Genomic DNA, 14,243 nt, shown 5'->3' with positions numbered 1-14,243 from the left:
TCAATGTCCGGCCAGAAGCGGACGTATTACCTTGAGCTGACCCCGGCTCCCGCCAGCCTCGCTACGACGTCTGGTTGTCGGTTTCATAGTTGGACTTGTGCAACGCGTTTCCCACGCCCGGATGGAGAAGCACTGGCGTCTACGGGAGAACGCCGGCTCGACACCAGCCCAAAACCGGGGTTCGCTCCAGAGCGACGAGGCGCTGCTGAAATTGTTCTGCTTGGCGCTGCGCAACATCAGCAAGAAATGGACGATGCCGATCCATGACTGGAAGGCCGCCTTGAACCGTTTTACGATCTAGTTCGATGGATGACTTCCTCAGCGCTAATTCAAATCCCGGTTGCCCAAATTCTGCACACCTTCATCGCCGCCGTTGGCGATCCCCATGGTTTTTGCAGCCTGCCTGAACATGGTGGGTAAAATCATGGCATATCAATTACGCAGGAACGCGCGATATCTGCACTCAACATCGAGGAGAAACCGACCTTTAGGAGCCGTTGGCCGGATCACGCAGTCTCATGCATGCCAAGCGATGTCGCGTCAGAAGGGAAGAACGGGATTCGTATAGCCCAGGAATTGCTCAGGTTTTGCTCGAAAATGTTGAATTTTTCGGCCTTGTAAAAATTGCCCACGGGTGTTTTTGCAACGTCGGCTCCATTCGCGACGGCCTGCGCACTTTGCATGAAGCTCAGAAAACCCACGGCATTGCCTGGATCCTGCGTTAGATCGATCTTCGCCCCGTTGAGGGCATAAATGTCTTTATCGTCCGCGTTGGGTACCTTGCTGCTGGCTCCCATTTGCCTGAACAGGCTCATGAAGCTGACGAGGCCGTCTGCCTGCTTGCTGATCGCGTTGGACTGAGCGTCGGTCAGCGGATTGCCGTCGGCATTTGCCCAGGCCGAATATCCCCCCACGAGGTCGTTGTGAAATGACTGGACGGCGTGAACGAGGGAGCCGTTACTGTTCAGCAGGTTCTGCAGCCACGCTCGGTCACTATCGCTAAGCGTGCCGGACGTTACCTTAATCGCGCCGTTGTCCGACTGGAAGTCAAACTTCGCATTGGCGAGATCGGGCCGCTGGAGAATGAGTTGTTGCATCGACGAAACGAGTGCCGTTGCCACCGCTTGGGCATCCTGACCCGTACGGGCATTGCTGTCGAGTGCCTGTTGGTACTTCGCAAGTGTCGTTGCAGCGGCGCTCAGCGAGGTCTGATTCTGCAGTGCGGCGGGCTCGAGACCGTTGGCCGCCATCACAGCATCGACGCCGCTCCACTTGTTCATGAACGCTTCGTTGGCCGCTGTGTCGACGGGCGTCACAGCGGTCGCCGCCGCAGTCGAAGGGTTCGTGGCGCCGCCCTCGAATGGAGCAAGCGCTACGTAGCTGAGTCCTGGCGTTGCGGCTAAAGCCGTCGCGTTTGTCGGATTGATGCTGATGCCCATCTTTCTCTTCCCACTATCTGGCAACTGTTATGACGGCGCGGTGTAGCAAAAACTTAAGCTCCCGGTGATCGTCTGATTAGACGCCGGACCAAGTGAGATTGTCAGCAATCCGAGTGGTTAAGTTGCAATCATGTCTTTTCAATAGGACTTTTAGCGGCCGTTGAGGTGATTCCGACCTGCTGAACAAAGTCGACCTCATCGCCAAGAATCACTACCTCACAGAAACCTTCGCCACACGTTGGCGGTTCGAAGATTCTGAAGACGTTTTCGACGGCCTCATCGGGAACTGTTTCGTCGGCCGCTCGGCTCTTGTTGCGGCGGAGCGCGGTCTCCAAGTCAACCTTCACCCATACCGCACGGATCGGGACTCCAGCGGCTTTGGCAATTTCGATTACCCGTGCACGGCGATTCGCGGTGGCGAACGTTGAATCGACGTAAATGGCGTCGTTCGACTGCGCTGCCCATTTCCTCGTCCAGGTAGATTTGCCCGCGCCTTGCACACCGATGACCATGATTATCCGTCGTGGGCGCGCCAGGAGCGCCGCAGATAAGTCCGTATACAACCGTTCCCATGCGGCGGCATGGCGGTCTGCCGTAAAGACTCGACCGGCGGCAGTCTGCAAATAATGGTCTGGGTTGAGATGCATCAGATCTGTCTTTCCGATGTCGATCTGCAGTCGGTGATTGTCGCCAATCTGGAATGTCTCAGAGTGGTCGATGGTTACATACGTTGCTTGCCAGAAACCGATTCGCGTCAGACCGCAGTCGATCCGAAACCGCCTGTTGCGGACGGCCGTTTTCGGGAAGGACAGCGACGCAAATCAACATCAGTTTTCGCCCTGACAAAGCCGAACTCTATCAGCAGCCCCTGAAGACTAACCTTCAAGGCGGGGCTCGCCGGAAGGTAGGGCCGTGGCTGGTGTAGATGGCGGTGGAGGGCGATCACTAACGCATAAATGAGTGTCCGCCAAGCTTCCAATAGTGTCCGCGGACAACGCCTGCAGGCTGCGGTGAGCGGTAATGCATTGAAACGTCATTGGAATTCATATTCGTGCGATTGGCACGGTATTCGCTCCGAACAGTCGATTTCCAAGTCTTACGTCGCTGCCCACGAGTGTTAATCAGGAGTCCATCCGATGCTGAGGTCTATCGCCACACTGCCTTTACTTTGCCTGTCGTTGACCGCTGCCGCCGCGGCCCCCGTTCCGGTCAAAGCACGGCCATTCGACGCACAACTGGCTAATCGCATCGATGCCGACGTGCAAAGCATCATGCAGCGTACGGGTACGCCCGGTGTGACGATCCTTGTCGCCGAGCGCGGCCACGTTGTCTATCGCCACGCATACGGCTTGACCGATCGCGAGAACCATAAACCAGCCACGGTGCTTACCGAATACGAGATCGGCTCGATTACCAAGCAGCTCACCGCTGCGGCGATCCTGCAATTGCAAGAGGCCGGCAAGCTGCATCTCGACGACAAACTCTCCGTCTACCTGCCAAACGCCCCGCACGCCGACGAAGTCACATTGCGACAACTGCTCTCGCACACCAGCGGCTTGCCGGAATACATCGATGCGGTCGATACAGCCAAGGCGATAGATAAGCCGGCGACCTTCAACGAACTGATGAAGTACGTCGCCGACAAACCACTGGACTTCCCGCCCGGCACCCATTGGTCGTACTCCAACACGGGCTACATCCTGGCCGGTCGAGTCATTGAGGTGGTGTCGCACGAGACATATGGGCACTACCTCCAGACTCATCTGCTCGATCGCGCGGGCATGACGCACACCTTCACCGTGGCGGAAGAGGGCAAGTTGCCCGGTATGGCGATCGGTTACGACCGCGAGAAGGGACAGATCACGCGTGCGCGTACCATCGCCGCCTCGGTGGGTTGGGCCGCGGGGTTCCTGGTCTCGACCGTCGATGATCTCCAGAAATGGAACCTCGCTCTGCGCGGTGGAAGGATCGTGACGCCGGTCGATTTCACACTGATGTGCAACTCGGTCAAGACGAAACAAGGTGACGCTGGCTACGGCCTAGGTCTGTTTGTCGACAACATCGACGGCCAGCCTCGCGTGGGTCACACAGGCGGCTCGCTGGGGTTCACCACTGCGAACGAGTACTTCCCGCGGCAGGACGTGCAGGCAATCGCCTTCACCAACTTCGTGGACCACCCGGAACCCGGCGAAATGATTACGACGGCGATCTTCGAGGATATGAATCCCACTATCGCCGCAGATGCGATGCGACCGGCTCAGGGCGAGAATCCGTTGGTCACGGCAAAGGTCAATGCTTACTTCGTGCAATTGCAGGCCGGTGATGCGGACTCTCTCTATCTCGCAGACAAACTCGCGAAAAAAATGAGGACGGGCTTGGCCAAGCGTCTAGGTGATGAGTTCAATGGCTACGGAAAGCCCACAGCCTTGGTGTTCAAGGGCACGCACACCGATGCCGGCGTGACGTTTCAAGATTACGTGATCCATTTCGGCCCGGGCAGCCAGCTCAAGTTCGGTATCGCACTGGATAAGGCGGGAAAGATCGGAGCGCTTTCGTTTGGATGAATCACGCACGGCGGTCGCTGCTGATCGGCTTCGCCGAAGCCAACTAACCTCAAGCAAACGCGAACTGGGGCTGTTTTACGGGCCATGAAGGGGACGCGTGGTGTTCACGAAGTTGGCGTATCGAAGCCAGTGCGCTTTCGAACCGGAGGCGGCGTCCGTGACCGATCGCTTTGCTGCGATCCAGCTGAAAGGGCGATTGTCCGCAGATGGCCGAACAGCGACACAGAGCGATCGGCCCATCGCCCCTGAGTCGACCCTTCCCGGGCGAGGCGGTGAACGTCTCCAGCCGGCCAGAAAAATGGGCCGTGCAAACTTCGATTTCCTCTGGCCATGGCCTCTTGAGCGGACAGCAGCTTTTTTGGCGTGAATGCGTGCTCTACAACGCGTCGAGTGGGATTTTCAAATAACGCGTGCCGTTGTGTTCCGGCTCAGGCAATGAGCCGGCACGAATGTTGATCTGGACGGCCGGAAGAATAAGCGCAGGCATATCAAGCGTCTGATCGCGGGCCATGCGCATCGCGACGAACGTATCTTCCGAGCTACCGTCATGCAGATGAATATTGCTCTTGCGCTGCTCTGCCACTGTGGTTTGCCATTGCGGTTGACGCGACTGCGGCGGGTAGTCGTGACATGTATAAAGCCGGGTCTCGTCAGGCAGCGACAGCAGTTTGCGTGCTGAGCGATAAAGCGCATGCGCGTCGCCGCCAGGAAAATCGCAGCGTGCGCTACCTACGTCCGGCATGAACATCGTGTCGCCGACAAACACGGCATCGCCGATCTGGTACGCCACGTCAGCCGGCGTATGTCCGGGCACGTGCATGGCGTGTGCACTCAGCTCGCCGATCTGGAACGTCTCGCCGGCAGCGAACAAATGATCGAACGGCTGACCGTCGGCCGGCACGTCCGCCCCCAGGTTAAAGACACGCTTGAATACATCCTGCACTGTGCGAATGCCATCGCCGATGGCGATCCTTCCTCCCAGTCGTGCCTTCAGATATTGCGCGGCCGACAGATGGTCCGCGTGGGCGTGCGTTTCCAGCAGCCATTCAACTTTCAGCCGGTGTGCTTGCACAAATGCCACGACTTTGTCGGCCGATTGCGTCGAAGTACGGCCGGACTTCGGATCGTAGTCAAGCACCGAATCGATCACGGCGCACGCAGAGCCATCGCCAGCGTGGACGACATAGGTAACGGTGCAGGTGGTCCGATCAAAGAACGCTTCTACCAGTGGCTTCATCGCATGCTCCAATCAATACATTGAAAAACAATATATATTTTCATATATTGTAGGTCAAGATGATTGTCAGGTAGAGAGACGCCGATTCATGAGCACACCGTTATCGCCCGCCGCGCTCGACGTGCTGCGGCAATCCGCGACGAAATGCTGCGCCCTTCTCAAAGCCATGGCGCAGGAGGACCGTCTCCTACTGCTGTGCCAGTTGATCGAAGGCGAACACAACGTTGGAGAGCTGGAAGCGGCGGTCGGACTTCATCAACCGAGCCTTTCGCAGCATCTTGGCGTGTTGCGCGAGGAGGGACTCGTCAGTGCGCGGCGCGAGGGAAAGTACATGTACTACAACCTCGCGAGCGTCGAAGTCTTGAGCATCATGCAGACGCTGTCGAAGCTCTATTGCGGCAAGATCAAAGGGCGCCTGAAATGAGTGTCGACCTGGTCCACTTCTCGCCGTTTTCCGCGCTCGTCGGCGGCTTATTGATCGGCTTCGCGGCAGCGCTGCTCGTGCTCGGGAACGGCCGCATCGCCGGCATCAGTGGGATTATCGGTAGCCTGCTCGACACGACATCCAGCGATCGTGCCTGGCGCGCCGCATTCGTGCTCGGACTTTTCGCCGCGCCCTGGCTATTCAAGGTGTTCACGGCATTGCCGCCAGTCACGATTGCGTCATCGCCCACTGTGCTTGTGGTGGCCGGGCTGCTCGTCGGCATCGGCACCCGTTATGCGTCTGGTTGCACCAGCGGTCACGGTGTGTGCGGCCTATCACGAGGTTCGGCCCGGTCTCTTGCCGCCACCGTGACGTTCATGGCAATGGGCTTTTTCGCCGTTTTCGTTACCCGCCATCTGTTGGGGTTTTGACATGCCGATTCTCAATGCGCTGTTGGCCGGGCTGATATTCGGCGCAGGACTGCTCGTTTCCGGCATGGCCAACCCGGCGAAAGTGCTGGGCTTTCTCGATATCGCCGGCAACTGGGATCCGTCACTGGCGTTTGTCATGGCCGGCGCCATCGCCATCGGCAGCGTCGGCTTCGCGATGGCGCGCAGGCGCAAACACAGTCTGTATGACGCCCCCATGTTGCTGCCGACCGCAACCCGCATTGACCGCCGCTTGCTTGCTGGCAGCGCCATGTTCGGTGCCGGCTGGGGTCTGGCAGGTTTCTGCCCTGGACCTGCGCTCGTGTGCGCCGGCAGCGGTGAGTTTGGAGCGATGCTGTTCGTCGTCGCCATGCTCGTTGGTATGAAGATTTTTGCTCTGGCCGAACAACGTCCTAGCCAAACCAACGGATCGTAATCTCGCATACATTCGCGTGCATGCCCGGCGTCAGCGGACCGTGTTGGTCTGTTTTCCGCATTCCGCGGAGCGGGATGTGTCGGCGAGATTGAGCCGGCGGCAGAAGAGCTCGTGCCCCTGCAAATGCTCTGCCGGAATCCCGTTTTTTTTGGATCGACCGTGACCGACGTGTGGTCGCGCGAGGCGGGCAGGACGGTACATACCTGGGCGGAACGCGCATGCCTGGGTCGCGCACACGATGGAGTCGCGGCGCTTTGACAGCGCTCGATCAACGAGCTTGACGTGTTGGCCGCAGGGCGTGAGCGGGCCGACGGCAGCACCGTGCATCCGCGGTCGAACAGCGAAGCGCTAACCGTTCGAGCCAGCGGGACTTTGCAAGACAGAGGCCGGGTGCCTCGACCGTTGACGCCGTCGATTGGCAAGACCCGGCGGGGGGCCACCGCCATGCCGCGAGCCTAGTCGCTCTTCATGCAGCCCTAAGAGCCTGTTCCCGATTTCCGCGTACCTCGCGTTGTCATCGAGCGGTCGTCAGGTGTAGGGCGCGGCGGCCGCTCGGTGGCAACTCTGTGGGCCGGGGCTGTTTGCCCGCATCCCGGCGTCATCACTCGGTCGTGGACCGACGTCCACTCCCTCGTTCTTCCTTGGCCTGCGGCGAGGCACGGGAAGATCGTGAACAGGCTCTAAGACATGGCCCAGCTTCTTTGCGAGGCGATGCGAAACATGCTGCTCGGTAACGAGCGCTACCGCTCAATCCGGGCTAAGGGGAGATCGTAAACAGCCTCTTAAGACTATTTCGCATTGACACGATGAAAGGCGGCAGGCTAATAGAAGCCCCAAGGGAATGACGATATTTACCGACTTTCAGAGTCCGGTGATAAAGCGGCAACCCGTTCATTTCGCAGAGGGAAACCGGCATGCTTAAGGGGTTGAGGACGCGATGGCAGCAGCACTTGCTCGTCGCCGCGCTGTTCTGCGGGACGTACCTGCTGGTGCGCGGCCTGTCCATGGCCTATTTTGCTTACTGGATGCCTCAGAACGGCATCTGGCTAGCGGGTGTGCTGCTCTTGCCGCGCCGTTTCTGGCCGACCTTGTTGATGGCGAACGTGGTGGCATACGCACCCGTCGCTTATGCGTGCTTCGATCAATACGGTTGGGGTGGGTCGTTATTGCATCTGGTTCCGATATCGGCTTTTGCCATGGGTGTCGCATGGCCGCTGCGGGCGCATCTCCCGGGCACCGTGTCCGGCAAGCGGATACTCGAATCGGTCACGGCCAAGCAGATGGTGGCGCTGGTCGGCTGCACGTTTGCCTTCGCTCTGCTTTGCGCCGCGGATAGCATCTTGCAGCTTGTTCTGCAGTTTCAGCCGGGGGATAACGGTCCCGCTTGGGTCCGGCTGTGGGCGCCGCGCTACCTGTTGGGAACCTATTTCGGTTCTCTCACGGCGGTGCCGCTGGCGTTGGCCATCGTCGGAGCCGTTCGCCGGGCAGACTCATGGAGTGGCTTGCTTCGGCAGATGGGTCGCAGCCGTTTGCTGCTCGAGGGTGTGGTGCTCGGCCTGGCTTGCGTCGGCGTACTGACCGCGATGGGGGCGGGTGTCGCCGGGGACCTCTGGCGCCAAGCCGCACGCATGGCCCTGTTTTTGCCGGTGGCGTGGATGGCCGTGCGCTACGGCTGGCAAGGTGCGGCCGTCGGCGGTACCGCGGCCAGCATAGGCATCATGCTCAGCATGCCTGCCCAGTACGATCCCGGGGTCATCAACGCCCAGAATTTCATGGCCATTTTTCTCACGGTGTTGCTGCCGCTCGGTGCGAGACTGAACTGGCTCAATGAACAAGAGCGGCAGCTGGCGACCGACCAAGTGCAAGTTCGGCAGGCGGCGCAGCGCGAAATCCACCAGGGCGAACTGCGCTTGCGCCGCGGTATGGAAATGCAGGGGCAGGCCCACGAGTATATGCAGGAGGGTTACGGCCGGCTGCTGGAGCGTGTCGGCGACATGCTGCCCGAAAAAGAGCTGCATTACTTTCGCACGCTGCTGGTTCTGGTCCGGCGCTTCACGTCCTCGGTGCAAGGCAGTTTTCTTCCTGCGCCATGGAAGTGGCCGCGCCTAGGCCTGCTGACGGCGCTTCGGGGCGGCGCGATTGCCGACACCCTCGAAGAATGCGGCATCACCTTCGATGACCATGTTTCGGAACGGGTTGCCCTGCTGGCGCCGGGGGCGCAGTGGACACTCTATCGGCTGGCCTGCGAGGCAGTGGCCTATACCCTGATGCAATCGCCCGCTACACCATGTATCCGTCTCTACGTTCGGGTGGCCCTGGTGGGGCCGATGCGCGATATACCTTGGGCCGTGCTGGTCGTGGTCGGCGAACCGGAGCCGCCCACGGCGCCGCCCCTGCTGATCGCGTTACCCCAAAGCAGCCATCTGCTGTTATCCCGACTCGGCGCCCTGGGCCTGGACCTCGCCGGCATGCGGGATCGTGCCAGCCTTCACCAGGGCAGGTTGCGCTCCAACAAGCGGTGGCAGCGCCTTAGCGTGTCGTTGCTGGATGCGCCGGACGTCAAGCTCGATGCCGGCTACGCCGCGCATAAAGGCCGACGCGCTGTTTGTGCGGCGTAAGAGCTTGTTTATGATCTCCCCCGTATCTCGCGTTGTCATCGAGCGGTCGTCAGGCGTTGGGCGTGGCGGTTGGCTCGCGTCCCGGCGCGCGTCCCGGTGAGATCGTGACCAGCTTCCAAAACGGAAAAAGACACGGCACGCTTTACGGCAGCTGGTTAGAATTCCTCGATACCTAAACGCTTGTATGCGAATGACCCGATAGAGGTGACACCATGATTCGACACAATGCACGGCGTGCATCATTGCTGGTGGGTTTGATCGCCAGCATCGCGGCGCTGCCTTCCATAGCACAGCGGCAGGATGGAGCCAGTCAGCCACAGCCAAGCCTGGGCCAGTCATGGCCGCAGATGACGAATGTCAGTGCTGCGCCCGGCTGGCGCGTCTACGTGTTCGTACAGGACAAGGTCAAATACATCCAGGTCAACGATCTGGTCGGCACCGTACGCGCAACGGTCGCCACGGCAAATGGTCATTTTCTGGTGCTACCGCTGGGTGCCGATGCGCGACGCGTGTCGACCCCGACACAGCCGCTCGCGGCGGCTCTTGATAGTACCTCCCCAGCCATCACCGTCTACCAGGACAATGAGGTGCAGCTGACGGCCCGATACCAGAGCGACGGCAGTACCGTATGGACGGCTACCGCCAAGAAAGCGCCGGCGACAACAACGCCCTCCAGCGCGGCAACGCCAGCAAAACCGGCAATGTCCGTGGTTTGTCCGCCCTGCGCCGGTGGTCAGTCCGATTGACCCATCCGTGAGCGCCGGTGAGGCTCGTGGATGTGAAAAGCTCATGCCGCGTCGGAAAACGCGGTGCTGCCAAAGTCAGCCATTGAGTGGGCTGTTATTCCATGGAGCTTCCTGCCGCGGCAGGTGTCATCCAGCCTCAGCGGCCAGGCAAAACGGCTGACCCGTCGGCTAGCAACATGGCAAAGAATTTAGCGCGCTTGGGCTGCCGTCATATGGCGGCGGCATAAGCCGATGCAGCCTCAGAGCCTGTTGACGATCTCCCCGTGCCCCACGCCGGGAGCGATTTGCGCGCACGAGGGTACTCGGGGAAGTGCCATGGCTGGCGCCGGCTTTGAGGAGCGAGGAGTGGACGTCGGTCCACGACCGAGCGATGATGCGGGGATGTGGGCAAAAACGCCCTGCGAATAGCGTCGTTGTACCATCCCGTTCAAGCCAATCCGAAGATCGACATACGGAAAATCACGACATGCGCCAAGAACATTTCCCGGCCATCCCGCCCACGGATTGGTTGGGCAAGTGGGCGGCATCGATCACCGACTATTCGATCAGCGCCATCTCGTTGGAGGGCCGGGTGCTTACGTGGAATCCGGGGGGAGAAGTTATCCACGGTTACCGACCCGACGAAGTCATCGGACAACCGATAGGGGACTTCTACACGCAAGGGGACCGACACAGAGGCTTACCCGCGACAGGACTGGAGCGGGCTAGGCAGGTCGGCCGCCACGATACGGAAGGGTGGCGGGTGCGCAAGGACGGCACGGTGTTTTGGGCCAGCGAACTTCTTACCGCTTTGTATGCGCAAGACGGCCAGATCGACGGCTTCGCGAGGATTGTGCGGGACATGACCGACAGCAAGCGCGCGCACGATGCGGTGCTTGAAAGCGAGCGCAGATTCCGCGTGCTGGTCGATGGCGTGACCGACTATGCGATTTTCATGCTCTCGCCGGACGGTGCGGTCACGAACTGGAATTCGGGTGCCCAGCGGATCAAGGGCTACGCGGCGCAGGAAATCATCGGCTCGCATTTTTCGCGCTTTTACACGCCCGAGGATGCCGCTGCCGGGTTGCCTCAGCGCGCTTTGGAAGCGGCGGCGCGCGATGGGCGCTTCGACGCCGAGGGATGGCGCGTCAGAAAAGACGGTACGCACTTCTGAGCGCAGGTCGTCATCAATGCGGTACGTGGCGACGACGGTGCGATTGTGGGCTTTGCCAAGATCACTCGGGACATCACCGAGCGCAGGGAGTCGAACCGCCTTCTGGAAGAAGCGAGAACGGTCTTGGTTCAGTCGCAAAAGATGGAGGCCATCGGCAAACTGACCGGCGGTGTCGCCCACGACTTCAACAATCTTCTACAGGTGTTGCGCGGAAACCTGGAGCTGCTCGAAAACCGTCACTCTGGCGACGTTTGGACCCGTGAGCGGCTCGGTAGAGCCATGGATGCGCTGGAGCGTGGGGCAAAGCTCGCTGCGCAGCTCCTCGCGTTTGGGCGCCGACAGCCGTTGCGACCGGTCGTGATCGATCTGGTCCCCGCTATTGCAGGCATGGAAGATATTCTTCGGCGCGCGCTGGGGGAAACCGTCGAGATACAAACCGTCGTGGTGGAAAAGCTGTGGAGCACATGCGTCGATGTCGACCAATTCGCGAACGTCGTCCTGAATCCGGCGATCAACGCGCGCGACGCGATGCCGTTCGGCGGAAGGCTGACCCTGGAGCTGGCGAACACCGTGCTCGATGATCGCCATGTGACCGGTATGCCCGACGTACCCGCAGGGCAATACGTCATGCTGGCCGTGACCGACACGGGCACCGGCATGCCACCCGAAGTGGCCGAGCGCGTATTCGAACCGTTTTTCACGACGAAGCCGGAAGGCGCGGGCACGGGCTTGGGTTTGAGCATGGCGTACGGTTTCGTGAAGCAGAGCGGGGGACACATCCGTGTCTCCAGCGAGCCGGGTGACGGCACGACCGTCAGGATCTATCTCCCGCGCTCCACTGAACCCGTCGTCGCCATGCCTCCGGATGCAGTGGAAGCCAGTGTCAGATCGCTCGGCGGGACGGAAACCGTTCTCGTCGTGGAAGACGACCTGAAGGTGCAGTCGACCGTCGTCGATACCTTGTCGAGCCTTGGCTACAAGGTATTGAAGGCAGATAGCGCCGCACAGGCACTGGAGCTCGTTCGAAGCGGTATCCACGTCGATCTTCTACTGACTGATGTCGTCATGCCGGGCCCACTTCGCAGTCCCGATACGGTCGCGCAGTCGGTCACTATCCTGCCGCGCCTGAAGGTGCTCTTTACGTCCGGCTACACGCGCGACGTGATCGCTCACGGCGGCCGTCTGGATCCGGGCGTGGAACTGCTGAGCAAGCCTTACAGCAGAGAACAGCTTGCCGACAAGATCCGGCAGATGTTGAGGTCTGCCGATGCTGAAAACGTCAACCGCGTGCTCGGATATGACAAATGAACCGCCGGATTTGCCCATATTCCGGGGTGCCCGTGCGGCTGTTCGAGTAGGACTGAAACATCGTGCGGCAGCCAGGATAGGTCGGCATGGCGAACTGCATGACGCTGAAATCGATCAATGCGCGGGATTTCGAAACAAACGAAGTCCGATACATGCAGTCGTCTTGCCGACGATAAGAAGCCGTAATGTCGGCATCGCTGGATCGTTGCCGCACGCGTTTGTGAGCTGGACATCTAGCGTTATGCAGAGGCTTGATGTCCAGCTCTCCCGCACTCGACGGGCAGGCAGCCCTGCTGCCCGCATTTTCCGTGCGCAGTGTGGTGGCCTGATGATTCTGCATACCCTCGCGGGCGAGGATGGTCATCAAGCGATGTCCGATAAGCATGTCGCGTCGATCGGCATTTATACTGCGTCAGTAACGATCTGAACCATCTCTTGCGGGTGCCCGCCGTCTGCCGTCGAAGATGGCGTGGAAGGTAACTTCCCCTGCTTTTTATCGGCCGCCTATATGGCTTGCGGCGCCTCCAGGCAATAGCCACAGTTGACGAAACGTTTGGAAGGCTTTATGGCCGATAGGCACGATCGGTTTTTCGATTCCTTGTCGCGCAGGCTAAAGGGAGTCGCAGTGACCTGGCGCGCTGAGACATTGTTCCGGCGTGAACCGGAAGATGTCTACAAGACACTGGTTGCCGATTTATCGCAGACTCTTGTCCCGACCACCATCATGGGAGTGACCACGATCGGTGTGGATTTGTTCGCATGGCTATCGAGCAAAAGTTCCATGCTCCTGCTTGCAGCTAGCATCGGCGGATTGGCCTCGGTCGCCAAGATTCTGTTGATACTCGTGCAATTGCGGCGTGGCGTTCGTGATGACATGTGTATTCGCGAAGCCCGGCGTTGGGAAGCCTCGCATTACGCAGCGACCACCTTGGTCGCGTTATCGGTCGGCATGGCTACGTTTGTGATTTTTCGCCGGTCTGACGTCCAGCTGCACTTGTTGGCGACGGGACTACTTTTCGGTTATTGCGCGGGCATCGTCGCACGAATAGCCATCCGTCCTCGGATGGCTATCCTCGCATTGATTCTCGCGGCGGGTCCGGGCATTGTCGCTTCCGCATCGTGGAACGATTTGCCGCACAAAATTATCGCGGTGATATTCACTATCTTCTTGCTCGGCGGCTTTGAAACCGTAAGGCATGTCCATCGCACTGCCGTGCGGCATATCACTACCCGGCTGGACATGGCCGCGCTCGCTCATAATGACCCGTTGACTGGCTTGGCCAATCGACTCGGCTTGCGGGAGGCGTTTCGTGACGCCGCTTTTCATCGAGGAAACGTTGCCGTTCATTGCCTGGATCTGGACGGCTTCAAGGCCGTCAACGATCGCTACGGGCATGCCGGGGGCGACGGTATCTTGATTTGCGTCGCTCAACGCCTTCTTGCGATCGCTCCGGAAAACGCCACGGTGGCCAGAGTGGGCGGCGATGAGTTTGTCGTGCTCCAATGCGGTGTGCGTCATGAAAGCGAAGCAAACGCCCTGGCGCGCCGGATCATATCGACTCTCTCCGAACCCTTCGCGCTCTCGGAACAAATCGTGGAAATCGGTGCCAGTCTTGGCTACAGCCTGCCGACAGCTGGAAAGAATCTCGACGACTTACTGCGTTCAGCAGACGAAGCTTCTTATCGTATCAAGCGAAGTGGAGGGGGAATGGCCAGCGCGATCGGTTGAATGGCATCGGCGTTGGATGCGTCATTGAATTTCGCGGCGGCCGCAGCCAAACGCGCCGAGAGCACGATGCATGCGAGTAGCGACACCGGGTTCCCCGAGGATTAATGTCGATCGATGCGGTGCATCGTCGTTCTTCCTTGGCCTGCGCGCCAACAGCTCCC

General features: G+C 59.8%; 13 protein-coding genes and 1 pseudogene. 10 read left to right on the top strand and 4 right to left on the bottom strand.

The genetic code is table 11. The features are described from left to right. Positions 1 to 169: 169 nt before the first annotated feature. Positions 170 to 301 (top strand): annotated as a pseudogene (locus tag HDE78_RS20795) (IS256 family transposase); the annotation flags it as partial. Between the two features lie 205 nt (positions 302 to 506). Here the strand turns inward: HDE78_RS20795 and HDE78_RS00760 are convergent. Beyond that, entirely contained in the window at positions 507 to 1,439 is a 933-nt protein-coding gene (locus tag HDE78_RS00760) for a hypothetical protein (protein ID WP_179476618.1), read from the bottom strand. Between the two features lie 128 nt (positions 1,440 to 1,567). Next, the gene (locus HDE78_RS00755) at positions 1,568 to 2,086 is read right to left on the bottom strand and encodes an ATP-binding protein (RefSeq protein ID WP_179476617.1); all 519 of its coding nucleotides are present in this window, start codon (positions 2,084 to 2,086) and stop codon (positions 1,568 to 1,570) included. A gap of 489 nt (positions 2,087 to 2,575) precedes the next feature. Between HDE78_RS00755 and HDE78_RS00750 the strand changes: the two genes are divergently transcribed. Beyond that, positions 2,576 to 4,003 (top strand): serine hydrolase domain-containing protein, encoded by a 1,428-nt coding sequence (locus HDE78_RS00750; RefSeq protein ID WP_179476616.1) that lies wholly within the window; start codon positions 2,576 to 2,578, stop codon positions 4,001 to 4,003. Positions 4,004 to 4,379: 376 nt separating this feature from the next. Here HDE78_RS00750 and HDE78_RS00745 read toward each other — a convergent pair whose 3' ends face one another. Beyond that, a complete protein-coding gene (locus HDE78_RS00745) occupies positions 4,380 to 5,240 on the bottom strand; it encodes an MBL fold metallo-hydrolase (protein ID WP_179477091.1) in 861 nt (286 codons plus the stop codon). Between the two features lie 88 nt (positions 5,241 to 5,328). On the opposite strand from HDE78_RS00745, the gene HDE78_RS00740 reads away from it, so the two are divergent. The 7 genes from HDE78_RS00740 (at position 5,329) to HDE78_RS20785 (ending at position 12,353) form a co-directional block, all read left to right on the top strand. After that, positions 5,329 to 5,664, top strand: coding sequence for a metalloregulator ArsR/SmtB family transcription factor (locus HDE78_RS00740; protein WP_179476615.1), 336 nt, complete (start codon positions 5,329 to 5,331; stop codon positions 5,662 to 5,664). Then, on the top strand, positions 5,661 to 6,095 hold the full coding sequence (locus HDE78_RS00735; RefSeq protein WP_179476614.1) for a YeeE/YedE family protein: 435 nt from the start codon (positions 5,661 to 5,663) through the stop codon (positions 6,093 to 6,095). The genes HDE78_RS00740 and HDE78_RS00735 overlap by 4 nt, the downstream gene beginning before the upstream one ends. Before the next feature lies 1 nt (position 6,096). Further along, entirely contained in the window at positions 6,097 to 6,528 is a 432-nt protein-coding gene (locus HDE78_RS00730; RefSeq protein ID WP_179476613.1) for a YeeE/YedE family protein, read from the top strand. Positions 6,529 to 7,478: 950 nt separating this feature from the next. Continuing rightward, on the top strand, positions 7,479 to 9,146 hold the full coding sequence (locus HDE78_RS00725) for an MASE1 domain-containing protein (protein WP_179476612.1): 1,668 nt from the start codon (positions 7,479 to 7,481) through the stop codon (positions 9,144 to 9,146). Between the two features lie 212 nt (positions 9,147 to 9,358). Beyond that, positions 9,359 to 9,892, top strand: coding sequence for a hypothetical protein (locus tag HDE78_RS00720; RefSeq protein WP_179476611.1), 534 nt, complete (start codon positions 9,359 to 9,361; stop codon positions 9,890 to 9,892). A 466-nt stretch (positions 9,893 to 10,358) separates the two neighbouring features. After that, entirely contained in the window at positions 10,359 to 11,045 is a 687-nt protein-coding gene (locus HDE78_RS20790; protein WP_218861896.1) for a PAS domain-containing protein, read from the top strand. A gap of 45 nt (positions 11,046 to 11,090) precedes the next feature. Continuing rightward, a complete protein-coding gene (locus tag HDE78_RS20785; protein ID WP_218861894.1) occupies positions 11,091 to 12,353 on the top strand; it encodes an ATP-binding protein in 1,263 nt (420 codons plus the stop codon). Here the strand turns inward: HDE78_RS20785 and HDE78_RS00710 are convergent. Continuing rightward, on the bottom strand, positions 12,325 to 12,717 hold the full coding sequence (locus HDE78_RS00710) for a hypothetical protein (protein ID WP_179476610.1): 393 nt from the start codon (positions 12,715 to 12,717) through the stop codon (positions 12,325 to 12,327). The genes HDE78_RS20785 and HDE78_RS00710 overlap by 29 nt on opposite strands. Positions 12,718 to 12,978: 261 nt before the next feature. On the opposite strand from HDE78_RS00710, the gene HDE78_RS21200 reads away from it, so the two are divergent. Then, complete coding sequence (locus HDE78_RS21200) at positions 12,979 to 14,082, top strand: GGDEF domain-containing protein (protein WP_179476609.1); 1,104 nt, start codon at positions 12,979 to 12,981, stop codon at positions 14,080 to 14,082. Positions 14,083 to 14,243 lie beyond the last annotated feature (161 nt).

The sequence above is a fragment of the Rhodanobacter sp. K2T2 genome, from assembly GCF_013408815.1.
Classification (GTDB): Bacteria; Pseudomonadota; Gammaproteobacteria; order Xanthomonadales; family Rhodanobacteraceae; genus Rhodanobacter.
This window is presented reverse-complemented; position numbering and strand designations above follow the sequence as displayed.